General features: G+C 61.5%; 26 protein-coding genes and 1 pseudogene. 19 read left to right on the forward strand and 8 right to left on the reverse strand.

Annotation, left to right across the window (positions count from 1 at the left end; all coding sequences use genetic code 11):
• Window positions 1-131: 131 nt before the first annotated feature.
• Complete coding sequence (locus HJC00_RS25595; RefSeq protein ID WP_210631840.1) at window positions 132-413, reverse strand: hypothetical protein; 282 nt, start codon at window positions 411-413, stop codon at window positions 132-134.
• Window positions 414-439: 26 nt separating this feature from the next.
• Complete coding sequence (locus HJC00_RS25600; RefSeq protein WP_221147391.1) at window positions 440-892, reverse strand: hypothetical protein; 453 nt, start codon at window positions 890-892, stop codon at window positions 440-442.
• A 168-nt stretch (window positions 893-1,060) separates the two neighbouring features.
• Between HJC00_RS25600 and HJC00_RS25605 the strand changes: the two genes are divergently transcribed.
• The 9 genes from HJC00_RS25605 to HJC00_RS25645 all read left to right on the forward strand — a co-directional run bounded on the left by HJC00_RS25605 (window position 1,061) and on the right by HJC00_RS25645 (window position 14,313).
• On the forward strand, window positions 1,061-7,360 hold the full coding sequence (locus tag HJC00_RS25605) for a HAMP domain-containing protein (protein WP_210631842.1): 6,300 nt from the start codon (window positions 1,061-1,063) through the stop codon (window positions 7,358-7,360).
• Window positions 7,361-7,370: 10 nt separating this feature from the next.
• Window positions 7,371-9,044: a response regulator gene (locus HJC00_RS25610; RefSeq protein ID WP_221147393.1), complete on the forward strand. Its 1,674-nt coding sequence runs from the start codon at window positions 7,371-7,373 to the stop codon at window positions 9,042-9,044.
• Window positions 9,045-9,434: 390 nt separating this feature from the next.
• Window positions 9,435-11,216, forward strand: a complete 1,782-nt coding sequence (treZ, locus tag HJC00_RS25615) for a malto-oligosyltrehalose trehalohydrolase (protein WP_221164784.1) — start codon at window positions 9,435-9,437, stop codon at window positions 11,214-11,216.
• Between the two features lie 13 nt (window positions 11,217-11,229).
• Window positions 11,230-13,152, forward strand: a complete 1,923-nt coding sequence (malQ, locus tag HJC00_RS25620) for a 4-alpha-glucanotransferase (protein ID WP_221164785.1) — start codon at window positions 11,230-11,232, stop codon at window positions 13,150-13,152.
• Window positions 13,153-13,163: 11 nt separating this feature from the next.
• A complete protein-coding gene (locus tag HJC00_RS25625) occupies window positions 13,164-13,364 on the forward strand; it encodes a hypothetical protein (RefSeq protein WP_210631846.1) in 201 nt (66 codons plus the stop codon).
• Between the two features lie 103 nt (window positions 13,365-13,467).
• On the forward strand, window positions 13,468-13,683 hold the full coding sequence (locus HJC00_RS25630; protein ID WP_210631847.1) for a hypothetical protein: 216 nt from the start codon (window positions 13,468-13,470) through the stop codon (window positions 13,681-13,683).
• A gap of 10 nt (window positions 13,684-13,693) precedes the next feature.
• Entirely contained in the window at window positions 13,694-13,870 is a 177-nt protein-coding gene (locus HJC00_RS25635) for a hypothetical protein (protein ID WP_210631848.1), read from the forward strand.
• A 9-nt stretch (window positions 13,871-13,879) separates the two neighbouring features.
• Window positions 13,880-14,068 carry a hypothetical protein gene (locus HJC00_RS25640; protein WP_221164786.1) on the forward strand — a complete coding sequence of 63 codons (189 nt, stop codon included), beginning with the start codon at window positions 13,880-13,882 and terminating at the stop codon, window positions 14,066-14,068.
• Window positions 14,069-14,151: 83 nt separating this feature from the next.
• Window positions 14,152-14,313, forward strand: coding sequence for a hypothetical protein (locus HJC00_RS25645; protein ID WP_221164787.1), 162 nt, complete (start codon window positions 14,152-14,154; stop codon window positions 14,311-14,313).
• A 212-nt stretch (window positions 14,314-14,525) separates the two neighbouring features.
• Here HJC00_RS25645 and HJC00_RS25650 read toward each other — a convergent pair whose 3' ends face one another.
• The 4 genes from HJC00_RS25650 to HJC00_RS25665 all read right to left on the reverse strand — a co-directional run bounded on the left by HJC00_RS25650 (window position 14,526) and on the right by HJC00_RS25665 (window position 15,891).
• A complete protein-coding gene (locus HJC00_RS25650) occupies window positions 14,526-14,750 on the reverse strand; it encodes a hypothetical protein (RefSeq protein ID WP_221164788.1) in 225 nt (74 codons plus the stop codon).
• Between the two features lie 47 nt (window positions 14,751-14,797).
• Window positions 14,798-15,160, reverse strand: a complete 363-nt coding sequence (locus HJC00_RS25655) for a hypothetical protein (protein ID WP_221164789.1) — start codon at window positions 15,158-15,160, stop codon at window positions 14,798-14,800.
• Window positions 15,161-15,295: 135 nt separating this feature from the next.
• Complete coding sequence (locus HJC00_RS25660; RefSeq protein WP_184491010.1) at window positions 15,296-15,484, reverse strand: hypothetical protein; 189 nt, start codon at window positions 15,482-15,484, stop codon at window positions 15,296-15,298.
• A 200-nt stretch (window positions 15,485-15,684) separates the two neighbouring features.
• Entirely contained in the window at window positions 15,685-15,891 is a 207-nt protein-coding gene (locus tag HJC00_RS25665; RefSeq protein ID WP_311044193.1) for a DUF982 domain-containing protein, read from the reverse strand.
• A 340-nt stretch (window positions 15,892-16,231) separates the two neighbouring features.
• On the opposite strand from HJC00_RS25665, the gene HJC00_RS25670 reads away from it, so the two are divergent.
• The 5 genes from HJC00_RS25670 (at window position 16,232) to HJC00_RS25690 (ending at window position 18,062) form a co-directional block, all read left to right on the forward strand.
• On the forward strand, window positions 16,232-16,522 hold the full coding sequence (locus HJC00_RS25670; RefSeq protein ID WP_221164790.1) for a hypothetical protein: 291 nt from the start codon (window positions 16,232-16,234) through the stop codon (window positions 16,520-16,522).
• A gap of 15 nt (window positions 16,523-16,537) precedes the next feature.
• Window positions 16,538-16,945 carry a hypothetical protein gene (locus tag HJC00_RS25675; protein WP_221102841.1) on the forward strand — a complete coding sequence of 136 codons (408 nt, stop codon included), beginning with the start codon at window positions 16,538-16,540 and terminating at the stop codon, window positions 16,943-16,945.
• A gap of 66 nt (window positions 16,946-17,011) precedes the next feature.
• The gene (locus HJC00_RS25680) at window positions 17,012-17,260 is read left to right on the forward strand and encodes a hypothetical protein (protein ID WP_210631857.1); all 249 of its coding nucleotides are present in this window, start codon (window positions 17,012-17,014) and stop codon (window positions 17,258-17,260) included.
• A gap of 208 nt (window positions 17,261-17,468) precedes the next feature.
• Window positions 17,469-17,699, forward strand: a complete 231-nt coding sequence (locus HJC00_RS25685; RefSeq protein WP_210632201.1) for a hypothetical protein — start codon at window positions 17,469-17,471, stop codon at window positions 17,697-17,699.
• Window positions 17,700-17,798: 99 nt separating this feature from the next.
• The gene (locus HJC00_RS25690; protein ID WP_221164807.1) at window positions 17,799-18,062 is read left to right on the forward strand and encodes a hypothetical protein; all 264 of its coding nucleotides are present in this window, start codon (window positions 17,799-17,801) and stop codon (window positions 18,060-18,062) included.
• 31 nt (window positions 18,063-18,093) lie between these two features.
• On the opposite strand, the gene HJC00_RS25695 is transcribed toward HJC00_RS25690, so the two are convergent.
• Window positions 18,094-19,164 carry a LacI family DNA-binding transcriptional regulator gene (locus tag HJC00_RS25695; protein WP_210631858.1) on the reverse strand — a complete coding sequence of 357 codons (1,071 nt, stop codon included), beginning with the start codon at window positions 19,162-19,164 and terminating at the stop codon, window positions 18,094-18,096.
• A 179-nt stretch (window positions 19,165-19,343) separates the two neighbouring features.
• On the opposite strand from HJC00_RS25695, the gene HJC00_RS25700 reads away from it, so the two are divergent.
• From HJC00_RS25700 to HJC00_RS25720, 5 genes are all read left to right on the forward strand, one after another.
• Complete coding sequence (locus HJC00_RS25700) at window positions 19,344-20,171, forward strand: ABC transporter substrate-binding protein (protein WP_210631859.1); 828 nt, start codon at window positions 19,344-19,346, stop codon at window positions 20,169-20,171.
• Window positions 20,172-20,247: 76 nt separating this feature from the next.
• A complete protein-coding gene (locus tag HJC00_RS33050) occupies window positions 20,248-21,786 on the forward strand; it encodes an amino acid ABC transporter permease/ATP-binding protein (protein WP_221164791.1) in 1,539 nt (512 codons plus the stop codon).
• Window positions 21,787-21,850: 64 nt separating this feature from the next.
• The gene (locus tag HJC00_RS25710; protein WP_221164792.1) at window positions 21,851-22,987 is read left to right on the forward strand and encodes an FAD-binding oxidoreductase; all 1,137 of its coding nucleotides are present in this window, start codon (window positions 21,851-21,853) and stop codon (window positions 22,985-22,987) included.
• A gap of 94 nt (window positions 22,988-23,081) precedes the next feature.
• Complete coding sequence (locus HJC00_RS25715) at window positions 23,082-23,594, forward strand: hypothetical protein (RefSeq protein WP_221164793.1); 513 nt, start codon at window positions 23,082-23,084, stop codon at window positions 23,592-23,594.
• A 118-nt stretch (window positions 23,595-23,712) separates the two neighbouring features.
• Complete coding sequence (locus HJC00_RS25720) at window positions 23,713-23,964, forward strand: hypothetical protein (protein WP_221164794.1); 252 nt, start codon at window positions 23,713-23,715, stop codon at window positions 23,962-23,964.
• Between the two features lie 149 nt (window positions 23,965-24,113).
• On the opposite strand, the pseudogene HJC00_RS33180 reads toward HJC00_RS25720, so the two are convergent.
• A pseudogene (locus tag HJC00_RS33180) lies at window positions 24,114-26,617 on the reverse strand (methyl-accepting chemotaxis protein).
• Between the last annotated feature and the right edge of the window lie 114 nt (window positions 26,618-26,731).

The following is a 26,731-nucleotide window of genomic DNA, read 5'->3' on the forward strand; positions in this document are numbered from 1 at the left end:
GCCGGGGTATAGCCACAGGAACGATCGGAAAACAAGACAAAAAAGATCAACTTATCGCAAAAATCGACGGCACTGAACATTGCCGCCGGAACAGTGCTCGCCGGTGTCGAGCGAAAAGCCTTCGAACATGATTAGCTGAGCTTGCCCACAAGCTTGGCATAGTCCGAAAAAGTGGCGCCTTCGCCTTTTCCGCCGGCTTCGCCGGCAAGCTGCAGTACGCGGATCGGAAATAGGATTGCCGCCAAGTTGGCGCCGGACAGCTCGTGGTCATCGTCTTCCTCAATCGCCTTTTGAGCTTTCGAGAGCGCGGCGTCGATCTCGCCGCGCGTGAGCAGTTCCTTTTCCACGATGGCGTCGAATATCGAGGCCATCGCCATGATCAGGCCTTTGAGCTGCAGATTGGCGGTATTCATGAGAACTCCCAGGTGAAGAAAGGATCCTAGTCTGGCTCGACGGGCCGGATTGTTTCGACCGAGACCGTACCCTCGAGTATACCGCGCTTTATATCATGTCTGTTCCGATCGATCTCTATCACGGTGTAGAGTTTATCGTCGCGAAAGGCGCTAGCATTGGCGGTCGTGACGTCCTCGGCGGGCGCCGCATCGACTTCCATGAAATCGAGTTCTCGTGCGGCCGCGACGATCCTGGCATCGCCTGGCGTTCGGGCGGCCACGACGATCGTGCCGTGATTGGTGGCATTGCCCCATCTGGGATCATCGGGTTTCGCAATCGGTTCCAGCCGATAGATGTTGAGCACCTCGCCGCCGGCCTCTGGCGATGCCTCCGCGGCGGCATCCTGCATCTGCGCCTGACTCTCGACCGAGCGCCCGAAGGTCGTCGGGCTGGTCGCGTTGTTGATCTCGTCTTTGCCTGTCCTTGAGACGTTCGACATGTCGCTCTCCTTGTCAGGGCGGAAACGACGGGCGGCGGGAAACTGTTCCCGCGCAGGCAAAGTTTGGGCGTTGACGATGGGTTAGGCCTATCTCTGCAACCCTGCCGCACACCCATACCCTTTTTCCAGCCGAGCACTAGTTACCTTCTGTCGAATAAGGGGGATTCCGTGAGCAAGCAGACCAGTGAATATTCGGCCGATAGCATTGCGGCAGAGAGCCTCAACGGACGTGACCATAAAAGCATGGCGTTTGACGATGCCAGCGCGCTTCTGGAGGTGCTTGTCGCGGTCCGGCGCGGCGATTTTTCCGTACGGATGCGCTCCGACCTGACCGGTGTTACCGGCAAGGTCGCTGATGCGCTGAACGATATCATCGCCGCCAACCAGCGCATGGCAAAGCAGCTCGAACATGTCGGCCAGGTGGTCGGCCGCGACGGGCGGACGAGCACGCGCGTGCGCTTCGGCCTGTCGGATGGTTCATGGTCCGAGATGGAAGGCTCGATCAATGGTCTCATCGACGATCTCCTCTGGCCGACGACGGCCGTCACCCGCACGATCACCGCGGTCGCCAAGGGCGATCTGCTGCAGACCGTGCCGCTCGATGTCGACGGGCGGGCGCTCAAGGGCGAATTCCTGCGCTCGGCCGATATCGTCAACACGATGATCAAGCAGCTCAGCGTCTTTACCTCGGAGGTGACGCGCGTTGCCCGCGAAGTGGGCACCGACGGCAAACTCGGCGGGCAGGCGCAGGTGCCTGAAGTGACCGGCGTCTGGAAGGACCTGACCGAAAGCGTCAACTCGATGGCGTCGAACCTGACGGCGCAGGTGCGCAATATCGCGGAAGTGACCATCGCCGTTGCCAACGGCGACCTTTCCAAGAAGATCACTGTCGACGTGCGCGGCGAGATCCTGCAGTTGAAGGAAGCGATCAACACCATGGTCGACCAGCTGCGCTCCTTCGCTTCCGAAGTGACGCGCGTCGCCCGCGAGGTCGGCACCGAAGGCAAGCTCGGCGGCCAGGCGCTGGTGCCTGGCGTCGCCGGCACCTGGAAGGACCTGACCGACTCGGTCAACGCCATGTGCGGCAACCTGACTGCCCAGGTGCGCAACATCGCGCAGGTGACGACGGCGGTTGCGCGCGGCGACCTCTCGCGCAAGATCACGGTCGACGTCTCGGGCGAAATCCTTGAACTGAAGGAAACCATCAATACGATGGTCGATCAGCTGAACGGCTTTGCCGGCGAGGTGACGCGCGTGGCGCGCGAAGTCGGCACCGAGGGCCGCCTCGGCGGCCAGGCGCAGGTGCCCGGCGTCGCCGGCACCTGGAAGGATCTGACTGACAACGTCAATTCGATGGCCTCGAACCTGACGGCGCAGGTGCGCAATATCGCCGAAGTCTCCACAGCCATCGCCAATGGCGACCTGTCGAAGAAGATTACGGTGACAGTGTCGGGCGAAATCCTCGAACTGAAGGAGACCATCAACACGATGGTCGACCAGCTGAACGCCTTTGCCTCGGAAGTGACCCGTGTGGCGCGCGAAGTCGGCACGGAAGGCCGGCTCGGCGGCCAGGCGAACGTGCGTGGCGTCGCCGGCACCTGGAAGGACCTGACCGAAAACGTCAACTCGATGGGCGGCAACCTGACGGCGCAGGTGCGCAATATCGCCGAAGTCTCGACTGCGATCGCTAACGGCGACCTGTCGAAGAAGATCACCGTCGACGTGAAGGGTGAAATCCTCGAACTCAAGGAAACCATCAATACGATGGTGGACCAGCTGAACGCCTTCGCTTCGGAAGTGACGCGCGTGGCGCGCGAGGTCGGCACGGAAGGCCGGCTCGGCGGCCAGGCGAACGTGCGCGGCGTCGCGGGCACCTGGAAGGACCTGACCGATAGCGTCAATTCCATGGCCTCGAACCTGACCGGCCAGGTGCGCAACATCGCCGAAGTCGCGACCGCCGTCGCCCAGGGCGACCTTTCCAAGAAGATCACCGTTCCGGTTTCGGGCGAAATCCTCGAGCTGAAGGAGACCATCAACACGATGGTTGATCAGTTGAACGGTTTTGCCGGCGAGGTGACGCGCGTGGCGCGCGAGGTCGGCACGGAAGGTCGGCTCGGCGGCCAGGCGAACGTGCTCGGAGTCGCCGGTACCTGGAAGGACCTGACCGACAGCGTCAACTCCATGGCCGGCAATTTGACGGCGCAGGTGCGCAACATTGCCGAAGTCTCCACAGCGATCGCCAATGGTGACCTGTCGAAAAAGATCACCGTGTCGGTCTCGGGCGAAATCCTCGAGCTCAAGGAAACGCTGAACACCATGGTGGACCAGCTGAACCGCTTCGCCTCGGAAGTGACTCGTGTCGCCCGCGAAGTCGGCACCGAAGGCAAGCTCGGCGGCCAGGCTCAGGTGCCTGGCGTGGCCGGTACCTGGAAGGACCTCACCGAAAACGTCAACTCCATGGCCTCCAACCTGACAGGCCAGGTGCGCAACATCGCCGAAGTCACCACCGCCGTGGCGCGCGGCGACCTCTCGCGCAAGATCACCGTCGACGTGAAGGGGGAAATCCTCGAACTCAAGAACACCATCAATACGATGGTGGACCAGCTCAACGCTTTCGCCGGCGAAGTGACCCGCGTCGCCCGCGAAGTCGGCACCGAAGGCAAACTCGGCGGCCAGGCGCAGGTCTCCGGCGTCGCCGGCACCTGGAAGGACCTGACGGACAGCGTCAACTCCATGGCCGGCAACCTGACGGCGCAGGTGCGCAACATCGCCGAGGTGGCGACCGCGATCGCCAATGGCGACCTGTCGCGCAAGATTACCGTCGACGTGCGCGGCGAAATCCTGCTCCTCAAGGATACCTTGAACACCATGGTCGACCAGCTTCGCTCCTTCGCCGGCGAAGTGACGCGCGTCGCCCGCGAAGTCGGCACCGACGGCCGGCTCGGCGGCCAGGCCGTCGTTCCCGGCGTGGCCGGCACCTGGAAGGACCTGACCGATAACGTCAACCTGCTCGCCGCCAACCTGACGACCCAGGTGCGCAACATCGCCGAAGTCACGACCGCAGTGGCGCGCGGCGACCTGTCGCGCAAGATCACCGTCGACGTGAAGGGCGAAATCCTCGAACTGAAGAACACTATCAACACGATGGTGGACCAGCTCAACGCCTTTGCCGGCGAAGTGACGCGCGTGGCGCGCGAGGTCGGCACCGAAGGCAAGCTCGGCGGCCAGGCGCAGGTGCCGGGTGTGGCCGGCACCTGGAAGGATTTGACCGACACCGTCAACGTCATGGCAGCCAACTTGACCGAACAGGTGCGCGGCATCGTCAAGGTGGTGACGGCGGTCGCCAACGGCGACCTCAAGCAGAACCTCACCGTCGCCTCCAAGGGCGAGGTGGCGGCGCTTGCCGAAACCATCAACAACATGACCAATACGCTCGCGACCTTCGCCGATCAGGTGACGACGGTGGCGCGTGAAGTCGGCGTCGAGGGCCGCCTCGGCGGCCAGGCGAATGTCCCCGGTACCGCGGGAACGTGGAAGGACCTGACCGGTAACGTCAACCTGCTTGCCGCGAACCTCACGACCCAGGTGCGCGCCATCGCCGAGGTCGCCACCGCCGTCACCAAGGGCGACCTGACGCGCTCGATCAAGGTCGATGCACGCGGCGAAGTGGCCGAGCTCAAGGACAACATCAACACGATGATCGACAACCTGCGCCTGACGACGGAGCGCAACACCGAGCAGGACTGGCTGAAGACCAACCTGGCGCGCTTCACCAACATGCTGCAGGGGCAGCGCGACCTGACGCTGGTCGGCAAGATGATGCTCTCCGAGCTCGCGCCGCTGGTTGGCGCGCATCAGGGTGTCATCTATCAGGTGGATGCCGACGAAGAGCAGGCGTTTCTGTCGCTGCTGTCGGTCTATGCGCAGGGCGTCGAAGCGGCGCATCCGCCGCGGCTCGATTTCGGCCAGGGCCTCGTCGGGCAATGCGCCAGCGATGCCCGCCGCATCCTCGTCACCGATCTTCCCGACAACGTCGTTCCCATCAGTTCGGGCGTGTTCACGACGCTGCCGCGAAGCGCCATTGTCCTGCCAGTGCATTTCGAGGGGCAGGTGAAGGCGGTGATCGAGCTTGCCTCCGCCGGTGAATTCACCGAGCTGCAGCTTTCCTTCCTCGACCAGCTGACGACCTCGATCGGCATCGTTCTCAACTCGATCGAAGCGACGATGCAAACCGAAGGACTGCTCAAGCAGTCGCAGCAGCTTGCCGCCGAACTGCAGACGCAGCAGCGCGAGTTGCAGCAGACCAACGAACAGCTCGGCCAGAAGGCGCAACAGCTGGAGGAACGCAACGTCGAAGTCGAAGCGAAGAACCAGGAAATCGAGCAGGCGAGACGCGCGCTCGAGGAAAAGGCGACGGAGCTTGCACTCACCTCCAAATACAAATCCGAATTCCTCGCCAACATGTCGCATGAGCTGCGCACACCTTTGAATTCGATCCTCATCCTCGGCCAGCAGCTCGGAGAAAACCCGGACGGCAATCTGTCGGTCAAGCAGGTCGAATTCGCAAAGACGATCCACGGCGCCGGCACCGATCTGCTCAACCTCATCAGCGACATTCTCGACCTCTCGAAGATCGAGTCCGGCACGGTCTCGGTCGATGCCGAGGAGATCTTCGTCAGCAACCTGCTGGAGGTGATGGCGCGGCCGTTCCGCCACGAGGCGGAAAACCGCAACCTCTCCTTCGCGGTCGAGGTCGGCGCCGATGTGACAAAGAGCATCATCACCGACTCGAAGCGGCTGCAGCAGATCCTCAAGAACCTGCTCTCGAACGCCTTTAAGTTCACCGCGCAGGGCGGCGTGACGCTTCGCGTCGCATCGGCGACGAGCGGCTGGTCACCGGAGCATCCTTCTCTGCGGCACGCGCCTTCGGTCATTGCCTTCGAAGTGGTCGATACCGGCATCGGCATACCGCCCGAGAAGCAGCGCATCATCTTCGAGGCGTTCCAGCAGGCGGATGCGTCGACCAGCCGCAAATATGGCGGCACCGGACTTGGCCTGGCGATCAGCCGCGAACTGGCGAACCTGCTCGGCGGCGAGATCCAGCTGCGCAGCACGCCCGGCGTCGGCAGCACCTTCGTGCTTTACCTGCCGCTCACCTATGTCGGCGCCGGCGCGGTGGCGCCGAAGTCCACTCCGGCAGCGGCGAACGTCGTCGAGTTCGCCGAGGCGGCTGCCCGTCGGGCTGACAAACCGGTCGAACATGTCGCGGACGACCGTCACCGGATCGAGCCCGGCGACTCCGTGCTGCTCGTCGTCGAAGACGATGCGCATTATGCCCGCGTCCTCGTCGATCTCGCCCGCGACAACGGTTTCAAGGTGCTGGTCGCGATGCGCGGCAGCGACGCGCTTGTTCTCGCCCAGGAATACAGACCGTTGGCGATCTCGCTCGATATTTTCCTCCCTGATATGCTGGGCTGGACGGTGCTGAGCCAGCTCAAACAGAATTCCCAGACGCGACACATTCCGGTTCAGATCATCAGCCTCGACGAGGACCGCCAGCACGGGTTGACCCGCGGCGCCTTCGCCTTCATGAGCAAGCCGACGACCCCGGAAGGCCTCGGCAAGGCACTGTCGCGGCTGAAGGCCTATGCCGAGCCGCGCCGCAAGCAGTTGCTGCTGGTGGAAGACAACGAGGCCGAGCGCGTGAGCGTCACCGCCCTTCTCGGGCACGACGACATCGACATAACAAGCGTCGGCTCCGGCTCGGAGGCGCTCGCCGTTCTCCGGCAAGGCTCTGCCGACTGCGTCGTGCTTGACCTTACGCTGCCTGACATGTCCGGCTTCGAAGTGCTGGAGCAAATCCGCGACGACGACGGGATCGCCGAAGTCCCGGTGGTCGTCTTCACCGGCCGGGAGCTTTCGCCTGACGAAGACGCGATGCTGCACAGCATGGCCCGCAGCGTCGTGGTGAAGGGCGTCGAGTCGCCCGAGCGCCTGCTCGACGAGACTGCGCTCTTCCTGCACCGCGTCGTCGCCGACCTGCCGGCCGCAAAACAAGCGACGCTGCAGGAGCTGCACAGCTCGGACGAGGATCTGGTGGGCGAGACCGTGCTGCTCGTCGATGACGATGCGCGCAACATCTTCGCGCTGAGCAGCGTTCTCGAACGTCGCGGCATGAAGGTGCTGACGGCGACGACGGGCAGCGAGGCGATCGACGTCATCAACAATGAGCCTTCCGTCGCGATCGTGCTGATGGACATCATGATGCCGGGGATGGATGGCTATGAAACAATGCAGGTGATCCGATCTGAGCCCCGCTTCCGGCGGCTGCCGATCCTGGCGCTGACGGCCAAGGCGATGAAGGGCGACCGGGAAAAATGCCTGGAAGCCGGCGCCTCGGACTACCTGGCGAAGCCCGTCAACACAGAGCAGCTGCTGTCGGCTCTGCGCATGTGGCTGCACCGCTGAGGATCCGGTCATGAGCCCCGTCAATATCCTCCTCGTCGACGATCAGCCTGCAAAGCTTCTGAGCTATGAGGTGATTCTCGAAGAGCTCGAGGAAAACCTGATCAAGGCGCAGTCGGCGCGCGAAGCATTCGAGCACCTGTTGCGCACCGAGATCGCCGTGATCCTCGTCGACGTCTGCATGCCCGAGCAGGACGGTTTCGAACTCGTCGGAATGATCCGTCAGCACCCGCGCTATCAGAACACGCCGATCATCTTCGTCTCGGCCGTGATGCTGGCCGAACCTGACCGGCTGCGCGGCTACGCGGTCGGCGCCGTCGACTATGTCTCGGTCCCGATCGTGCCCGAGGTGCTGAGGGCAAAGGTCAGAGTCTTTGCCGATCTCTACCGGAAGACACGGGAACTCGAGCGCCTGAATGCCGAACTGGAGGCCAGGGTGCACCAGCGCACCGCCGAGCTCGAGGCCTCGGCCGCGCAATTGCGTCAGCTGAACGAGGAACTCGAACACCGCATCGACCAAAGGACGCGCGAACGCGAGGAGGCGCTGGCACAGCTGTTCGAGGCGCAGAAGCTCGATACGATCGGCCACCTGACAGGCGGCGTGGCGCACGATTTCAATAATCTTCTCATGGCGGTGCTCGGCAGCCTCAGTCTGCTCAAGAAGCGGCTTCCGGCCGATGAGCGCAGCGAACGCCTGGTGACGAACGCCATCCAGGCGGCCGAACGCGGTACGGCGCTCACCCAGCGTCTGCTCGCCTTCGCCCGCCGACAGGAGCTGAAGCCACAGGCGGTCGACTTCCTCCGGCTGTTCGAAAACGTCGAGGATCTGCTCGCAAAGGCGGTTGGACCGCGCGTCGAGATCCGAAAGCGCATACCGGCGGATCTGGAGCCGCTTCTGGTGGACAGCAACCAGTTGGAACTGGCCCTGCTAAATCTCTTCGTCAATGCGCGGGATGCGCTTGAAAGTGGCGGTGCGGTGACGGTCGCCGCGGCGGCGGAGCAAGACCGGCCCGCCGGTCTTGCAGGCGGAAACTACATCAGGATATCGGTCTCGGATGACGGCGAAGGGATGGACGAGGCGACGGTCCTGCGCGCCGCCGAGCCATTCTTCACCACGAAAGGAATCGGCAAAGGCACTGGTCTTGGCCTATCGATGGTGCACGGCCTGGCGGCGCAATCGGGCGGTTCCATCCAGATTTCGAGCACAAGAGGGAAGGGCACAACTGTCTCGCTCTGGCTGCCCGTTGCGCAGAGCATTGCCAAGGAGGAGCCGGCGGTCGTGCCTGCGGCCGCGGAACCCTTGAAGCCGGTCTCGCGATCGCTTGCCATCCTCGTCGTCGACGACGACGCGCTCGTCAGGACCGGAACCGTGGCAATGCTGGAGGATCTCGGACATCTGCCGCGGGAGGCGGCTTCCGCTACCCAGGCCCTGGAATTCCTCGCCGGCGGACAGGAGTGTGATCTCGTCATCACCGATCATGCCATGCCGGGGATGACCGGCGCCGAGCTCGCGCGCCACCTTCGTTCAGCCTTCCCCAACCTGCCCGTGATCCTCGCTTCAGGTTATGTCGAGCTTGCCGAGGATCAGGGGCTCGGCCGCATGCTCAGGATGGCGAAGCCGTTCACGCAAGAGCAACTCCAAGCGGCCATGGACGAGGCGCTGAGGGACAAGGTCGCGGCAGCGTGATGATGGGGGCGCCGCCGGGGGAGCTGGCGTAATTGAAGTGGATCGGCTTCATCTTTTATTTGCTTCGCTCTCAGCACAACCAGGGTGTGCTGCATGAATGAAAGATTGTGAAGTTGTTGAAATAGCTTGCGATTCGCATCTCACCTTTTGCCTCAAGGCTCACATTCATTCCAGCCGCAGGTTGAAGCACAACCGCGTTTCAAGCTGAACCCGAGGGTGGTCTTTCGCGCTGCGTGAACCTTTCGCCAGCAGGAATGCCACTGCAGCGGCCAATCCGGATTCAGGCTGCTCGCTGATCAGGTTTCCTCGATCAGCGCACCCCAGCCCGGCGAAACTTTTTGCCCTGACAAAAGTTACTCAAATCCGTCTCACTTCACTGAAGGCTTTCCTTTGACCAAAACGATGTTCGGCCCCGCGTTCACCCAAGATGGCATTCTGTTTCGTGTTTGGGCTCCTCTGCATGAAAGCGTGTCGTTGAAAATCGAAGGCTGTGATCCGCGCCCGATGCACGCGACTGAAGATGGCTGGCATCGGTGCACGGTCGCGGACGCCGGTCCCGGTGCGCGCTATCGCTTTATCCTGCCGGACGGTCTTCAAATTCCCGATCCTGCCTCGCGCTTCCAGCCGCAAGATGTGCATGGTCCGAGCGAAGTGGTCGACCTTTCCGCCTATCACTGGAAGACGCACGAATGGTCCGGCCGGCCCTGGGAGGAGATGGTCATCTACGAACTGCACATCGGCTGCTTCACACCAGAGGGAACCTTCAAGGCCGCGATCGAGCGTCTCGATCATCTGCGGGGGCTGGGTGTCACGGCGCTGCAGATCATGCCGCTCAGTGACTTTCCGGGGCGCTGGAATTGGGGCTATGACGGTGTGCTTCCCTATGCGCCCGACAGCAGTTGCGGCCGGCCGGAAGATCTCATGGCGCTGGTGGATGCGGCGCACCAGCGTGGCATCTCGGTTTTCCTCGACGCGGTCTACAACCACTTCGGACCCGACGGGAACTATATCCCCTCCTACGCGCCGCTCTTTACCGATCATCACAGGACGCCCTGGGGCCACGGCATCAATTACGACGGCGACGGCTCCGAGATGATCCGCGAATTCTTCATCGAGAACGCCATCTATTGGATCAACGAGTTCAGGCTCGACGGTTTTCGCTTCGACGCCGTCCACGCCATCAAGGACGACAGTTCTGAGCATCTTCTTCACGCGCTGGCCCGCCGCCTCAGGGCTGCGGCCGGTGACCGGCATGTTCATCTGATCGTGGAAAACGAGGAGAATGACAGCGACCTTTTGGAACGTGACGCAGACGGCGAGGCGAGGTTGTTCACGGCCCAATGGAACGACGATATCCACCATGTTCTGCATGTTGCTGCCACGGGTGAAACCTTCGGCTACTATGCCGATTATGCCGGCGACACCGGCAAGCTCGGTCGGGCGCTGACGCAAGGATTCGTGTTCCAGGGCGAGCACATGCCGTATCGTGGAGGAAGCCGAGGCAGGCCGAGCGGCCACCTGCCGCCCACCGCCTTCGTCTCCTTTATCCAGAACCATGACCAGATCGGTAACCGGGCGCTGGGGGACCGGATCATGGCTTCGAGCCCGACCGATGCCGTCAAGGCCGTCACGTCGATCTACCTGCTGGCACCACAGATACCGATGCTGTTCATGGGCGAGGAATGGGGTGCGCGCGAGCCTTTTCCGTTTTTCTGCGACTTCGACGAGGATCTGAACGAGAAGGTCAGGAAGGGCAGGCGAGAGGAGCTTTCGCGTCTGCCGGGTTTCGACGCTGACGAGCTTCTCGATCCAACGGCTCCGTCGACCTTTGCGGCCGCCAAGCTCGACTGGTCGAAATGCGCCTCTTCGGAAATGCTCGAATTCTACCGGGAGCTTCTCAGCCTCCGGCATGGACGAATCGTACCCTTGTTGAAGGGCGCCCGCGGCGGAAACGCGGCCTATCACTCGGCGGGTGCGACGCTTGCGGTCGATTGGACCCTGGCCGGCGATTGGCGCCTTCATCTCGACGCCAACCTCGGCAGCGAGGCGGTGCGGCTTCCCAAGCGGTGCGACCAAGGTGAAACGATCTTCCGCCTCGGCAGCTGCGATGGAGGTCAACTGGCGCCCTGGACGGTGATCTGGCGCATCTCGAAAGGCGAGGGCATCGCATGAAGGCGATCGGACGATGAAGTCTGCCGAGCTCGACAAGCTCGCCCGCCAATACGGGATCAGCTTGACCAGGCCCAGTCCCGACGACGGCGGCGAGGTGGCGATTTCCGCCGACACCAAACGCAAGATACTCTCGGCTTTGGAAGTCGATCTGCCAGGAACCACCCATCGCGGGACGGTTGCACCGCGGCGGGAGCAGGAGCCGGGGCCGGCGAAGGATACAATTCCCAAGTCATTTCTGCCGAACTTCCTGCTCAAGACGCGGGTCTGGGGGATCAGCCTGCAGCTTTACGAACTCCGTTCGGTGCGCAACTGGGGCATCGGAGATTTCGAGGATCTGTCCGATGTGGCCGACCTGGCGGGAAAGCTTGGCGCTGATTTCATCGGCCTCAATCCGCTTCACGCACCATTTCTTGCCGATCCCGATCGCTGCAGCCCCTATGAACCTTCAAGCCGTCAGCATCTCAACCCGCTCTATATCGCGGTCGACCGATTGCCGGGTTTTGTCAGTAGTGCCGAACTCGAACGGCAATTGGAGGGACTTCGCGGAAGCGACCTCGTCGATTATGCCGGAGTTGCGAGGGTCAAGCTTGGAATTCTGCGGGATCGCTGGCGCGCCTGGCTGCAAGCGGATGCCGCCGATGAAACCTACAATCCCGTCGATTTCGATGTCTTCGTCGCGCAGGGCGGCGACAGCTTGCGGCGACACGCGCTTTTCGAATGCCTTTCGCTTTCCATGGTGGAGCGTGGGAGGGGCGCCGGTTGGCAGGGATGGCCGGCCGATTTCCGGCGCTTCGACAGCGCCGCCGTCGCCGAATTCGCACGTGAGCATGCGGAGGAGGTCCGTTTTCATATGTGGTTGCAGTGGCTCGCCCACCGGCAGTTGCTGCAGGCGGCGGACCGGGCGCGCGAAGCCGGCCTGCGGATCGGGCTTTATCTCGATCTTGCCGTGGGCGAGGCGGTCGACGGATCGGCGATGTGGAGCGAGCCGGATGTCTATATCTCGAAGGCGACCATCGGCAGCCCTCCCGATCCATTCGCGGTAGAGGGGCAGGACTGGCATCTCGCCGGATATCTGCCGTCCGCGATCGCTGCGGGAGACAATTCTCCTTACCGGCGCATGGTAAGCGCCGCCATGCGCTATGCCGGTGCGATCCGGATCGATCACGCCCCGGCGCTCCGACGCCTCTTTCTGGTGCCGCTCGGCAGCAGGCCGGATGGCGGCGCCTATGTCCGCTACCCCCAGCATCGGCTTCTACAGATCCTGGCCGAGACCTCCGCTGAGCATCGATGCCTCGTCATCGGTGAAGCGCTGGGAGTGATACCGCCGGATTTGCCTGACGAGCTCGCGGCGGCGCAGATCCTTTCGTATCGCATTCTCTCCTATGAACAGGACGGGAAAGGCTTCAAGCCGCCGGATGCCTATCCCGTTTTCGGCCTGGCCTGCATTTCGACGCACGACCATCAGACGCTTGCCGGTTGGTGGCGCAGCGCCGACATCCAGGATCGCCGCGACCATGGTATCGTGCCGCCCGATCTCACGGCAAAACATCTTCAGCACCGCCGACGCGAGCGACGAAATCTGAAGACGGCGCTCCGCGCTGCCGGCATCGACGTGCCGGCCCGTCTCAACGCAAGGGCGAGCCGGGAGACCTTGAGGGAATTGACCGTCAGCGCCTACCGCTTCATCGCCCGTACTCCGTCGCTTCTCGTCGCGGTTCGGGTTGCCGACCTGACCGACGAGAAAAGCCCCACCAACATCCCCGGCACGAGCGACAGCTACCCCAACTGGAAACCGAAGCTGTCGGTTTCGCTGGAGGGGCTGGCGTCGAACCCGCTGCTGCATCGCATTACGGCGGCGATGCGGGAAGAAAGGCCACGAATTCACGCGGCGAGGGAACGATCAGGGAGCAGGCGGATTTCGAATAGACAGGGATAAGGATCGCCGAGATGAAAGCCAGAAAACCACTTGTCGAGGTCGCGGTAGAGACCGAGGAAGGCCGGGTGCCGTTGGGCATCATGAACGCCAAGCAGGCATTGTCGCTTCCTGACGATCTCGATGTGAAGGTATCGCATCCTGATCACGAGCCGGGCAGCACCGACATTTTCATTCCCAAGGACGAACTGCACCGGCATCTGGACAAGTCATAGGATGCGTCACCTTACCAGCTCGACGCGGGCAGGCGATTTGAATTCGAGCCCGGAACCTCGGCGGGCCTGGAGTGTTTGACTCGATAAACCGAAGGAGAAAATCATGGCACATGCCGACCGGAAACATATTGGTGCTGGCACGAAGGGAAAGGGCGACGGCGGCGGCGCGATGACCGATCTCGACCGGGAACAGCTTCCCGAAAACATGGTCCTCTCGAACCGCGACAAGACGCAGCATTCCAAGGAGCGCGGCCTCGACGGCAAGACGATCCAAACTGAGCAATACGCGGATCACAGCTCCAATCGGAATCCTAAGTGAGGAAAAGGTGATGAGCAGCAGATTGCCCCCCATTCCCGCCAAAAACGTCAGCAACAAGGGAGCCGGCAAGCCGGCGCGGACCGAGGCGGAGGATACCGCAAGCGGCAACGAAAACCCTGAGAAGAAGGGTCAACAAGGAAACACCAAAGTCAACACTACACATCAGGGTTACCAGCAGGACAGGTAGGAGGCATCGATGTCTACCTCGCAGAAGAGCCCGCCAACGATCCGCCAGGGCGGCCCAGGCGCATCCCACGAAAACGCCAAGGCGCCGCTTGAAATCCCGAAGCCGGCAGCCGAGCCGGATAGACGTACGCGAAGCAAGGTTTCCGGCGGCGGGGGCGAGCATGATCGCCACCACACCCACGACGCAAGAGAGAAGTGATGGAAAGACCTGGCGGTGGAACCTGATGAGCCCATGGCACGAGGTCCACCGCTTCACATGATCAACATGACGGAAAACAGACCATGACGAGCGCATTCATCCTTGTTGCACTGGCTCTCATCTTCATCTACGCCGGCCCGACATTGCTTTACATCTGCGTCGGTTATGCTGACTACATGATCGAACGGCGCCGACATTTGCTGGCTGTGAAACACGCGGTCAAGCGTCGCAGCGACGAGCTCTAGCTGTCGAAATAGACAGTGGCAGAATATTATCCTCGATGGCAAAATATCCAGGCCACCGTAGTGTCGCTCGGTCTCATCGGTGCGCGGACTGATCGGGAAGGATGCCACCCTTTTTAGGGAGGCCTGCGGATACACCTCGATTTATTGCCTCGAAATGATAACTGCCCGCATTTCGTTCAGGATCGCTTCGCCGGCTCCTTCAGATCCTGTTCTCAGTCGATTTCCCCGGAATCCTTGTCGCCGGTTTCCTCGACATCGTGATCAGGTAGAATGCGGTGCTTTACTTCCTCGGCCGCGACCGCAATGCCTCTGGCCGTTCCCGTCAAGGCAATCTCGGCCGCGATGAGAGGGTGTTTGCGCACAAGCTTTCCGAGAGCCTTGGCCGTCGCGGCCGCTTTGGCCTGAGACAAGACGCCTTTATCGGCGCGTTTGCGCAAGAGAGATTCCAGCTTTCGCTTCGAATGCTTTGGGGGCGGCGTCGCATCTAATGCACGGCGACGCCCTTCCGAGGGTTTTCTTCCGCCTGTTTCCGAACCTTCTTCGGAAGCGCCGAACTGGCGGCGTCGCGCACGACATCGATCGCGGCATCTGTTGCGCTATGAAAGGCCTGTCCGACCAGCCCAAGGGTCTTGGTGCCCTTGCGCGTTCCCGATTTTGCGGCGCCGGCAATGTCGTCGCTATCCTCTACCAGCACGGCGGCGGCAGCGCCCGCGCCGGCGATCAACGCCTTTCCCAAGATGTCGCGGCCTGTGGGGCTCGCCAGTAATGTTTTCAGTATGGAATTCTTTCGGATAGCCTTCGGCACCTTGTAACCTGCGATCTTCTTCGGAATCTTTGTTTTGGCCATAGTACATCTCCCTTGGAAAGTTAGAAACGCGGTAAAGCGCACCCTGTTCCGAGAGCGGTGGCACAGCTCGAGTCAGCAGCGTCACCGCTCGTTTACGGGAGGCCGGTCCTGCCGAAGCGAAGGGTTTGGCAGGCGCTAGTGGATCGACTGCGAGGTCGGAGCGTTGATTTTGAGCAGATCCGGGGCGGGAAACATCTCGATCAATCCTGCTGCGAGGTCGTCGACATCGGTCTTGCCGTCATTGAAGAGCTGAATGGCGGCGCTGCACAGGATCTGGCTGTCGTGTTCGCTCACCGAGACGCCGAAATGGCGATACCAGCTCATGACAGCCTTCGAAAGGCATCTGAAATCCTGCGGTAGTATCGGTCTGTAGAAAATCGCCATGAACGCCCACCACGATTGCCGCTTGTCGCCTTCACTTAATCAAGATAATGCCCGTCCTGTTTGATACCAAGCGGCTTGTTTCTTCGGTGCGTTAGCGCACGGACCAGCTATTTCGAGCGGCGTGCCGAGCCTCCTTTGCCTCAGGCAAGGACACCCGCGGCAATGGCGGCCTGGATGAAACGTTGGCGCGCCAGTTCGGCGCTTCCGCGTCGGCGAAGCGCATCGACGCAGCGCCGCTTCGCTTCGAAATAACCGCCGCCCCGAACGTTGGTCCAGCGATGATTCAGGACGTCGAGTGCCGCGTCCGGACCTTCTATGCGCTGCTGCTCGCTCTCGGCGGTGCGGATGAAAACTGGATATTACCAAACCAGGTGGAAATCGACCTCGATGACGTCAGCCATGATATGATCCAGAATGGTCTTTCGGACGGTGGCCCCTGCCGCTGTCCTGGAACGTCCGGTACTGGCCCGGGTGAACAAACGCATGGCGGGCCCTGGCCGGGAGCCTTGGTCGGATCGGTGCTTCATGGTCCATATGGCATCTCCTTTGCCGGTCGAACTACGCCATGGCACGGTTGTTCCTGTTCGAAAAAGGAACTCCTGCCTGCCGCCACCGAGTACTGGAACAATGTCTGCCTCGCCTTGTTATTTGTGCGACAGGCGAATGCCGAAGCAGCCGGAGGATACGATGAGGCGGAGCATTGTGCTTGGGCTGGTTCTGGCCATCGCGCTGACGGGTTGCACCACCAGCGCAGGCAGCTACACATCGGCGGGACTTGAGCCTATTCCGGGCAGCATCACCTATCAGGGGCAGCCGCGCACAAAGCTGACGAAATCGCCGGTCGGTTCATCGTTCCCGCACAGCTTCACGGATCGATGGGGGCGGCAAGTCGAGGAGATCTATATTATCCAGCCGGACCGCAGCTTACTGATTTCCCAGCGCCACTACCGACCGGTTTTTTCGCTCGACGACGACTAGGAAGGAGACCTGATCATGCCGCGCCGTAAGAACAATGTTGGGACGACGCTCGACACCGAGGGAGCCAAGATCGGCGAGCCTGTTCCGAAAGCGATCATTGATATCAACACCGCCTCTGTCGGGGTCCCCCGCCAGGCCGAGCAAGATTTGCGCACTGAATTGGGCGCTCTGCGGCAACAGGTTGATAGGCTACAGCAACAGGTCATCAGTGCCGGGCGTTCTGCGAAGGGCGGCGCCCGAAACGCAGTCCGCGAGACCGAGGCTCTGGTGAAGCATTATCCGCTCTCAACGTTTGCCCTCATGGCTGCTGTCGCGGGTTTGTTGACGTTTGCCTCACGTCAGCTCTCCCCACCACGCCATCGTGAGTCCTCAGCCCTACGAGATCTCAGGGATTTCTACGACAGGATGCGCGAGCGGATCTGACAAGATTTTAGGATTGCCAGCATTCCGATTCTGCCCGACTCTCTGTCAGGCAAGGAGGGAAAATGCATGCTCGACGTCCTTATACGAAGCGCTCTCGATATTGTCCGGCGCGCGGAGCGCTTGATCGAAGCGGCGAGACGGCTGCTTGACAGGCATGATCTTGCTGAGGGCGAGCGATATGAACTCGATTATGAGATCGAGCGGCTGAGGGACGCGGTTCTTGCGGTGGAGGAGGCCGTCCGGTCGCTCGCGCGCAGGAGCGAACGCTGGCCGCAGGCCGCTCGTGTCCATGCGCTGCAGACGACATTGCACTGATTGCGTGACTTCACAGGCTCCCTGTCGTTTTCCATAAATTACTGTTTTCCAAGGAATTTTTAAAGCGTAACTGCATGTCACGCCGATGTCACGCGACCATGGAAGCAATATATGCTTGATTGGGCCGCTTAGCGCTTATGATTTCCGGCACCGGGTGCATGAAACGGGGGACGAGGAACAGGGGCGCTGTTATCGTTGGGGCATCGCGATGACTTTGGAAACATCCGGGCAAATATCCGAGCCCGACGAATTCGTATTTCCGGTTCACACCCGGACGATCGCTCAGATACGCTATGATATTCGCAGTCATGTTATGACGGTCATCTATCACGACGGCCGCTCGCGCACGACAACCGGCATACAGGGTCCGGCGATGCTAAAGATCCTCGCCCAGCGTCCGCTGGAGCGTTCCCCGTTTCTTTTGCGGACGGTCATCTGATCGAGAAAGTCGAGCATCCACCGCTAAATCGTGTTGGTGGTGCATCCATTTCAGTGGAGCTGCGTTCATCCTGGGTAGTCAGACATGAAGGGAACGCCGATGACCTTTCCACCGCCAAAAGCCGAGGCTCCCGCTCAGCGGTTCGAAGAAGCGAGCGCTGCTGCGCGCGACGCTTTGGAGGAGCTGATTGCAGCCGCCAATCAAGCCGGATGGGGAACCGAAGAAATCTCGGTCGCATTCCTTGAGGCGGCGCGGTTTTTGACCGAGGCCAATAAAAAAGATCCCGATCCTGCGGAAGATCCCGTGATTAGCGACGTGCCGGGCAAGCGGGAGCAGATCGGCCATGGTGAGCTTTTCGATTAGGACGTCGCTCACATCCGGCTCAGGACGCATCTCACCGGCCAATCCTTGCGACCGAGCTGCGTATGACGAGGCTCGTGCTGACCCGCAGCCGTTCAACGGCTAGGGGGATCTGTTCGATGCGGGCGACGAGCCGCTCGCCGGCGAGTTTGCCCATCTCGTATACGCGCTGGTCAACGACTGTGATCGGGGGAACGGTAACGCTTGTCCAATCGGCATCCAGGAAGGAAATCATCGAGATGTCGTCGGGAATTGAGAGGCCGAGTGATTGCAGCGACTTGAAGACGCGCAGCCCCACCAGGCTGTCTGATGCGAGGATTGCCGTTGGCGGTGATGAATCCGAGAGCAGGCGTCTGATCACGGCGTCCGTCTGCGGTTGGTCCGTCGCGCCGAGCCGCACATAGTGAAGGGGGTTGGGCAAGCCTGCCTCTGTCAGGACGCTCACGAAGCCCTCCACGCGTTCACGCACGGCAGAATTCGATATGCGGGCGACATCGGTGGGTCCGCCGTCCTCGGCGTCCATGGCCGAAACGTAAGCGAGATGTCGGTGTCCTGCCTCGACCATAAACCGGGCGGCGGCGATGGCAGCCTCGCGATCATCGCCGGTCACGGCGTCGACATCGAGTTCCGGGATGCTCCGGTCGAAGAGGACCAGCGGCATACCGGCGCGGCCGACGTGCCGGAGATGGTCGACGCTGTCGCAGCGAGCGGGCGTCACGATCAAGCCATCGACACGCTTGCCGATCAGGAGGTCGACGGCTGATTTCTCCGCTTCGAGCTTCTCGCCCGAATTGGAAATGATCACGTTGAAGCCGGCGAGCCGAGCCGCATCGCTGATGCCGCGTACCGCCAGACTGAAGAAGGCGTTTTCGATATCGCCGACGACGATCCCGATGATGCCGGACCGGCCGGTGCTCATGCTGCGCGCAAGTTCGTTCGGCCGGTATTCGAGTGCGGCCGCCGCCGCCAGGACCTGATCCTTTATCTTACCGCTAACGACACCGTAGCCGCCGAGCACGCGGGCGGCCGTCGCTTTCGACACCCGTGCCGCCTTCGCGACGTCGGCGACAGTAACTGAACGTTTCGGGCCAGCGGAATTTTCCATGCCGCAGCACTACAAGAGTTATTGACGGGCGGTCAATTGACAGTTATCAAAATGGCTGTGAGACCGGTCTCTTTTAGATAGAGACCGGTTTCCTTGCAGGAAAGTGTTGCCGCAGAACGGCGGCAACGGATAAACAGCTAATGCCGACAAGAGCATTCCTTCCGGAGCGGAGAACGAACATGAAACTTTTTGAATCACTTCCGGCAGTCATTGCGCCTCTGCAAGCCGGCCTCACGGCTTGCTTTCTGGCGATGGGAGTGGGTTTCGCAGCAGCGGCCGACAATCCCTACAATCTGATCGAGCCTGGCGTTATCAGCGTCGGCACGATGGGCGATGCCAAGCCCTATACATTTGCGACCGCGGATGGCCAGTTCACCGGTTTCGACATCGAACTGTTTCTCAACGTCGTGTCTAGGCTCGGCTTTCAGAAAGACAAGGTGACATTCACCGGCCAGGAATTTTCCGCCCTCCTGCCATCGGTGGCGAACGAGCGGTTCGACGTTGCCGTCGCCGCGATCGGAACCACCGAAGCCCGCAAGAAGACCGTCGACTTCTCCGACGGCTATCTCGCCGGTTATCTCTCTGTGCTGACGTCGGACGGTGCCATCAAGGACGCGGCCGGGCTGAAGGGCAAGCGGCTTGGTGTCGTGCAGGGAACCTTGCAGGAAGTCTACGCCGCCAAGAATTTCGGTGAGACCGATCTCGTTAAATTTCCTGACAACAATTCCGCCGTCGCCGCGCTCAACAACGGCACGATCGATGCGCATTTCCTCGACTACGAGGCGGCCAAACAATATGGCGAGCGCTATCCTGCGCTGAAGGTCGCCGTCAACATTCCATCCTTCGATGCGCCGGCGGGCTTCGTGATCAGGAAGGGAAACGACGCCTTCCGCACGGCCCTGAACAGTGCCCTTCACGACGCGATGCAGGACGGCACCTGGAAGACGCTCTATGAGAAGTGGTTCCCCGGCTCACCGATGCCGGACCAATATCTCCCGAAGAAATGAGGCGCCAAGCCGTCCGCCGAGGCGGACGGCCTAGTCTCGGCGGCTGCATGCCCGACAAGGCCTCACGGGGATCACGATGAACTGGATAGACAATCTGCGCCGCAGCTTCCTCGATTGGAGCGCGATGGGGGACGTGCTGCCGAGCATGATCAGTGTCGGCCTGAAAAATACTCTGATCCTTGCCGCGGCATCGACCGTGCTCGGCGTCGTCATCGGCATGGTTCTTGCCGTGATGGGCATCTCTCAGTCTCGCTGGCTGCGGCTGCCGGCGCGCATCTATACCGATATATTTCGCGGGCTGCCGGCCATCGTTACGATCCTGATCATCGGCCAGGGCTTTGCCCGGATCGGACGGGATATCTTCGGCCCGTCGCCATTCCCGCTCGGAATACTGGCGCTCAGCCTGATTGCCGGCGCCTACATCGGCGAAATTTTTCGATCGGGCATCCAAAGCGTCGAGCGCGGCCAGATGGAAGCCTGCCGGGCGCTCAGCATGAGCTATGGGCAAGGCATGCGCCTGATCGTCATTCCGCAGGGTGTGCGGCGCGTGCTGCCGGCGCTGGTCAATCAGTTCATCGGCAACGTCAAGGATTCGAGCCTTGTTTATTTCCTCGGATTGCTCGCCTCAGAGCGGGAGATTTTCCGCGTCGGGCAAGACCACGCGGTCGTAACCGGCAACCTGTCGCCACTGCTCCTGGCAGGTGTTTTCTACCTCGTGATCACCGTGCCGCTGACCCACTTCGTCAATTACATCGATGCGAGGCTGCGATTGGGAAAACAGGGGCGGGGTCCCGGTCCCGGGAGTGGATTGGTCGAGGTGACCGAGCTTGCGGCGGCGGTGGGCCCCCACTCCATCACCGGCGTCGCGAGCTGCGATAATCAGCATTTCAAGGGCGGGACGCTTGAAATCCGAGATGTGAGTATGGCTTACGGAGAGCTCGAGGTACTCAAGGGTGTCGATCTCGATATCGCCGCCGGAACCGTCACTTGCATCATCGGCCCTTCCGGCTCGGGAAAATCGACGCTGCTGCGTTGCATGAACAGGCTCGTCGAACCGAAGGGTGGCGACATACGGCTCGACGGCGAAAGCATCCTGGCCATGAAGCCGGAAAAGCTCCGTCGTCGGGTCGGCATGGTGTTCCAGCACTTCAACCTCTTTCCCGACCACACCGCTTTCGAAAACGTCATGCTTGCACTGACGAAGATCAAGAAGATGCCGAGGCAGGAGGCGCGGCGCGTCGCCGAGGCGCGCCTGGCCGATGTCGGTCTTGCCGCGCGCCGGGATCACCGGCCGGCAGGCCTCTCCGGCGGGCAGCAGCAGCGCGTCGCGATCGCGCGGGCATTGGCCATGGATCCGGAGATCATCCTGTTTGACGAGGTGACGAGCGCGCTTGACCCTGAATTGGTGAAGGGCGTGCTCGACCTGATGGCGAGGCTCGGTCGTCAGGGCATGACGATGGCCGTCGTGACGCATGAGATGGGGTTTGCCCGCCGCGTCGCCGACCAGGTGGTCTTCATGGATGAGGGCCGTATCGTCGAAGCCGGCTCGCCGCAGCAGATCTTTGACAATCCGCGAAGCGAACGGCTGAAGCGCTTCCTTGCGGAAGTTCTGTGAGGCGCCAGCCGTAAGGCGTGCAAATTCGGTTCGATCAAGCAAGAGCAGGAACAGGGTACCCGACATGAATGCTTCCACCAAACCTTCGAAGGTCGTTGTCATCGGCGGCGGGATTTTCGGCGTCTCGACCGCGCTCCATCTGGCCCGGCTCGGGGTTGATACCATGCTCATCAATGACGGCCCCCTTGCCAACGGGGCTTCCGGCCGGTCGCTCGCCTGGCTGAACTCGGCGCGAAAGCGCTCCGATGCCTATCACCGGCTGCGTCTGGCAGGCATTGACCGCTATCGTACGCTGGCTGCTCGATATCCCGATGCGCCGTGGTTGCGCTTCGACGGCGGCCTGACCTGGGACGCGGACGACGCGAGCAACGAGATCGCCGAAGTCTTCGACTATGAACGTGACCTCGGCTATCACGCACAATGGCTCACCCCGGAGAAGATCGCTGCGGTAACGCCCGGCGTCGACCCAAGCGCTGTGACGCCGCAAGGCGCTATCTTCAATCCGGGGGAGGGGTGGGTCGATCTTCCATCCCTGATTGGTAGGCTTTCGGAAGAATTCCAGGCGCTGGGCGGCGAGATCATCACGGATGCCGGACGCGCGGCGGTCGATGTCAGCAACGGGCGTGCCAGCTGCGTGGTCACACCGGACGGCACGCGCCACGACGCCGACGCCGTGCTGCTCGCTGCAGGCAGCGAGGTTCCCGCAATCGTTGCGGAGGCCGGCCAACAGATCGAGGATGCAACGCCTGTCGCCCTTCTCGTCAGGACAAAGCCGATCCGCCACCCGCTGAAGGCCGTGCTCAACACGCCGCGTGTTGCCATTCGACCGATGTCCAATGGCGGCTTCGCACTCGATTCCGCCTGGTCGGAGGAAGAGGTAGGCGCCAACCCCGACGGCAGCTACAATGTCAGGCAATCGACGCTGCAGGGACTGATGCGGGAAGCGTCGAAAGTCCTCGAAGGCAATCCGGTCCTTGAGATCGAAGATTATGGGGTCGGTCCGAAACCTATTCCTGGCGATGGCGAGCCTGTTTTCGGCGAGCTGTCCTCGATCCCGGGTTACTTCGTCGCCTTTAGTCATAGCGGCGCCACCCTTGGCCTGATTGCCGGCGAGCTGTTGGCGGATGAGATCGCCACGGGCCGCCGCCATCCGCTGCTGGCGGCGTTTCGCCCTGAGCGCTTCAGCGCATCGTGCCGGTGACGTCCGCGATATGGGTGGCTGCCAGCCTGATCGGCACGCGGATCATTTAGAGCCATCGAGCGTTCTGCCGAAAGGAACCAATGGGAGACGCAACATGTTCAAGGATCAGGCCGCCGCCTTCGGCGCCGAAAATAACCGCGGCGATGCCACCGCTTCAATGCCGAATGGAGAGGAACCGGCCATCAATCCGGATCTCATTCGGCGTGAGGGGTTCGCGAGCGAGGCCGAATACCGCGCCTACTTTGCCACATTGGGCAGAGATGTGTCCGCTCCGACCGAAGATCACGTGGGAGAACCGGTGCGGACCTCCGAGGAACACATCCTGGGAAGCCGGCTGCAGGAATTGAGGTGGGAACTCGAAATTCTGCAGGCTCGTCTTCATGGAATCAGACGCCAGGCCGCGACCGTTGTCACCGAAAACCTCCGGTGGGCTGATTCCAGCGCCCATGCCCAGCTTGGCGATCAGCCCTGGCTGAAGCTCGCCGGCGCGATGGCGGGTGCCTTCGTCATCACCAGGGGTCTGAAGCGCCTGCCTTGGGGAGCCGTGATGACAACGGCATTGCCTTTGGCCGTCGCTGCGATGAATCGAAACCTCGCCCGGCGGTGATGGCAGCAGGCACGAACGGGTCTGGGTTTGATCGCGCGTCGGTTTCCTCACAATGGAAGGCACGCCATCATCTCGCCGAAGTGTTCGTGACATCCTACCGCTTTAAACGGAGGCGAACATGGCTGGACATGACGATCGCTACATCGAGATTACCACGCGTCTTCGCTCGGTACGGTCGTTCTGCGACTTCCTCTCGCAGGGCGGAACTGTCCGCGTCGCCCTATCGGAGGGCGAACCGTACAAGGATGTTACTGCTGCGCTGCTGGAGCGGAACCGCCGGGAGGCGGAAGCACTCGCCCGCACGCGCAGGTACCTCTACCCGGAGCTAGCCGACGAAGAGGTGGCGCCGCCGCTCTACAGCCATCACTGACGCACCCGCGCGTCGTGACCATCGCGAGGGTAGGATAGGATGGGCCTAAAGCGCGTCGCGATCTTTCGGATTCGCCTGCCGCGCTTTGCGTCCTTGTGCTTACGCATGTCGTTTTTGCAAAACCGCTGCACACTTTTGCGCGTCATGCTCTATGCAGCGGCAACCCGGCGTGCCTCCGTTTGATCCAGCTGGAACTGGTCGATCAGCTGCAGGAGCGTTCTGGTCTCATCGGCAAGTTCCTTCGTCGCCGCACTGGTTTCCTCGACCATGGCGGCATTCTGCTGCGTCATCTGGTCCATCCTGTTGACGGAAGAATTGACCTCGTGCAGCGCGTTGTACTGCTCCCGGCTCGAGCGGGCGATGACATCCATCTGCTCGGATGCGGTGACCACTTTTGCGGAAATGCTTTCAAGGACCTCACTCGTTTCGCGAACGACCCGCGCGCCGTTGGTGATCTCGGCTCGCGAACGTCCGATGAGTTGCTTGATCCGTTGACCGGCCTCCGCTGAGCGCTGGGCGAGATCGCGGACTTCCTGGGCCACGACCGCAAAACCTTTGCCGGCCTCGCCGGCGCGGGCCGCTTCGATGCCGGCATTGAGCGCGAGCAGGTTCGTCTGAAAGGCGATGTCATCGATAACGCCGATGATCTGCACGATCTCGTTGGAAGCCGCCTCTATCTTGCTCATCGCGTCGATGGCGCTGGCTACCACCTCGGATGAAGAATCGGCGGTCTTCTTGGTATCCGTGATAATCTCACGGGCATCGTCGGCGCAGGCCGCTGATGAGCGAACCGTCGTTGTAATCTCCTCGATGGCGGCGGCGATCTCTTCGAGCGCTACGGCCTGCTGTTCCGTGCGCTTCGCGAGGTTGCTGGCGGACAGATCCATCTGACCGGCATTGCCCTCGATCATCCGCGTGTTGGTGCGAATCTGGTCAATCGTTTCCTGCAGACGAAGCAGCGACGAATTGAAATCGTTACGAAGTTGCTCCAGCCGGCCGAAGAAAGGCGTCGCGATCGGCTGGGAGATGTCGCCTCGCGCCAGGCGCCCGAGCCCCTCGGCCAGTGCCGTCACCGCAAAATCGATCTGCTGCTCGACAGCGCGTTTCTCCTCGTCATTGCGGTGCCTTTCCTCCTCGGCCCTCGTCCGTTCGATCTCGCTGCGCTCCTCAATCTCGACCTTGGCGATCGCATTGTTCTTGAAGACACCAAGCGCACGAGCCATGTCGCCGATTCATCGGCGCGGCTTTCGCCGACGATCGACGTTTCCAGCCTGCCGTCCGCCAGTCGCCGCATTGCCGAGGTGATCTGATTGATCGGCCCTTTAAGCGTCACAGTCAGACCGATGCCGGCGAGAATTGCGATCACCACGCCGAGGATCGTTGTTCCAAGCGACATGGAGTTGGCGTCATCGCGTTCGTCGGCCGCGTTCTGCCGCTGCATTTCGGCGAAAGCCGTCAGCTGGGACCACATCCGATCCACATCGGCGGCGGCGGCACGGAATTCGTCCTGGCGCTGCGCGCTGATGCGGACGAGGTCGGCAGCGGATTTCTGCATCTTGTCCAGCGCCGGCAGAAGCTTCGGTTTGAGATTATCGAATTGTGTAACGCCGCCGGCATTGGAAATCAGCATGTCCAGACCTTTTCTGACGGCGGTGATCTCCTGCGAAAGCCGCTGGAGATTGGCGTCCGTCGGGGCCAGCGCCAGCTTCGCCAGGACGATCTGGATCACGTAAGCCGAGGTCGTCAGCTTCTGACCATCTCTCTGACTGATCTTGGCGCGCTCGACCATTTTGGCTGTCTCGGCCGCCTTGTCGGTCACGGCCTTCAGCCGCCGTGTGGCGACCACCCGCAATTCGGGCAGGCTGCCGACGATCTGGCCAGTTTTATCGCTAAGCGCGGCTGCGCGTTCCTCGGTCTGGCCAGAGGCTTCGACGAGCGGCTTCAGGGAAGCGACGGCGTCGTCGATCGCCTTTTTGGCATCCGGCGCTTCGCCGCCAAGGGCCATTCCCACGACGCGCTGCTGCCGGGCGAGTTGCTCCATATCCGGCCTGGCAATCGTGCCTGCGGCCTGGGCCTTGTCGTTCAGCAATTGGGCGAAGGACGCGAAGTCCGAAATACGCTGTGCGTCGGCGAGGGTGTTGCGGGATTCATCTTCCTGCAGGTCGGCGGTACGCTGGAGAGCCTTGGTCCCTTCGACAATATCTGTCTGAGACGATACGACGACGCTCTGGGCTTTCTGAAGATCGGTGAGCAGCGCTGCCCTGCTCTCCTGAAGCTGCCACAGCAAATCCATGCGGGCTGCAATTCCGTCAATGGAAGAGAGCACCTGCTCCAGTTCCTGCTGACCACTATGATCTGCGCTGAGCCGCTCGATGCCGGATTTCAGAAGGCTGCGCTGGTCGGCAAGCCTGGCGTTGACGGCCTCCCGGTTTTCCTGCGTGGCATTGGCGAGGAACTCGGCCATTGCCGCCGACAGATTGCGAAAGCCGCTCAAGGATTGCAGGACGGAGTTGGAAATATCCATCCGCCCCTGAAGCAGACTCGATGCATAAAAACCCGTCGCGCCCACGGCCATGATGCTCAAGATGAACGGAATGATGAACAGCATCACCTGCGTCTGGATGCGAACCCGCGATAACAGCCTTCCCAGCATCAAACCCCTCCACCCCTGCAGGAAACAGCCGATCTCGAGTGAAAGTCCCGATCCGCTTGAATCGACTCTATCCGTCTCCGTCCCGAAACCTATGGTATCGCGGAATGAATATTT

This window comes from Rhizobium sp. NLR22b, from assembly GCF_019685295.1.
Taxonomy (GTDB): domain Bacteria; phylum Pseudomonadota; class Alphaproteobacteria; order Rhizobiales; family Rhizobiaceae; genus Rhizobium.

Coding starts and splice junctions, on each gene's coding strand:
- HJC00_RS25595 (WP_210631840.1), bottom strand. CDS start 413: ATGAATACCGCCAATCTGCAGCTCAAAGGCCTGATCATGGCGATGGCC.
- HJC00_RS25600 (WP_221147391.1), bottom strand. CDS start 892: ATGTCGAACGTCTCAAGGACAGGCAAAGACGAGATCAACAACGCGACC.
- HJC00_RS25610 (WP_221147393.1), top strand. CDS start 7,371: ATGAGCCCCGTCAATATCCTCCTCGTCGACGATCAGCCTGCAAAGCTT.
- malQ (WP_221164785.1), top strand. CDS start 11,230: ATGAAGTCTGCCGAGCTCGACAAGCTCGCCCGCCAATACGGGATCAGC.
- HJC00_RS25625 (WP_210631846.1), top strand. CDS start 13,164: ATGAAAGCCAGAAAACCACTTGTCGAGGTCGCGGTAGAGACCGAGGAA.
- HJC00_RS25630 (WP_210631847.1), top strand. CDS start 13,468: ATGGCACATGCCGACCGGAAACATATTGGTGCTGGCACGAAGGGAAAG.
- HJC00_RS25635 (WP_210631848.1), top strand. CDS start 13,694: ATGAGCAGCAGATTGCCCCCCATTCCCGCCAAAAACGTCAGCAACAAG.
- HJC00_RS25640 (WP_221164786.1), top strand. CDS start 13,880: ATGTCTACCTCGCAGAAGAGCCCGCCAACGATCCGCCAGGGCGGCCCA.
- HJC00_RS25645 (WP_221164787.1), top strand. CDS start 14,152: ATGACGAGCGCATTCATCCTTGTTGCACTGGCTCTCATCTTCATCTAC.
- HJC00_RS25655 (WP_221164789.1), bottom strand. CDS start 15,160: ATGGCCAAAACAAAGATTCCGAAGAAGATCGCAGGTTACAAGGTGCCG.
- HJC00_RS25660 (WP_184491010.1), bottom strand. CDS start 15,484: ATGAGCTGGTATCGCCATTTCGGCGTCTCGGTGAGCGAACACGACAGC.
- HJC00_RS25670 (WP_221164790.1), top strand. CDS start 16,232: ATGAGGCGGAGCATTGTGCTTGGGCTGGTTCTGGCCATCGCGCTGACG.
- HJC00_RS25675 (WP_221102841.1), top strand. CDS start 16,538: ATGCCGCGCCGTAAGAACAATGTTGGGACGACGCTCGACACCGAGGGA.
- HJC00_RS25680 (WP_210631857.1), top strand. CDS start 17,012: ATGCTCGACGTCCTTATACGAAGCGCTCTCGATATTGTCCGGCGCGCG.
- HJC00_RS25685 (WP_210632201.1), top strand. CDS start 17,469: ATGACTTTGGAAACATCCGGGCAAATATCCGAGCCCGACGAATTCGTA.
- HJC00_RS25690 (WP_221164807.1), top strand. CDS start 17,799: ATGACCTTTCCACCGCCAAAAGCCGAGGCTCCCGCTCAGCGGTTCGAA.
- HJC00_RS25695 (WP_210631858.1), bottom strand. CDS start 19,164: ATGGAAAATTCCGCTGGCCCGAAACGTTCAGTTACTGTCGCCGACGTC.
- HJC00_RS25700 (WP_210631859.1), top strand. CDS start 19,344: ATGAAACTTTTTGAATCACTTCCGGCAGTCATTGCGCCTCTGCAAGCC.
- HJC00_RS33050 (WP_221164791.1), top strand. CDS start 20,248: ATGAACTGGATAGACAATCTGCGCCGCAGCTTCCTCGATTGGAGCGCG.
- HJC00_RS25710 (WP_221164792.1), top strand. CDS start 21,851: ATGAATGCTTCCACCAAACCTTCGAAGGTCGTTGTCATCGGCGGCGGG.
- HJC00_RS25715 (WP_221164793.1), top strand. CDS start 23,082: ATGTTCAAGGATCAGGCCGCCGCCTTCGGCGCCGAAAATAACCGCGGC.
- HJC00_RS25720 (WP_221164794.1), top strand. CDS start 23,713: ATGGCTGGACATGACGATCGCTACATCGAGATTACCACGCGTCTTCGC.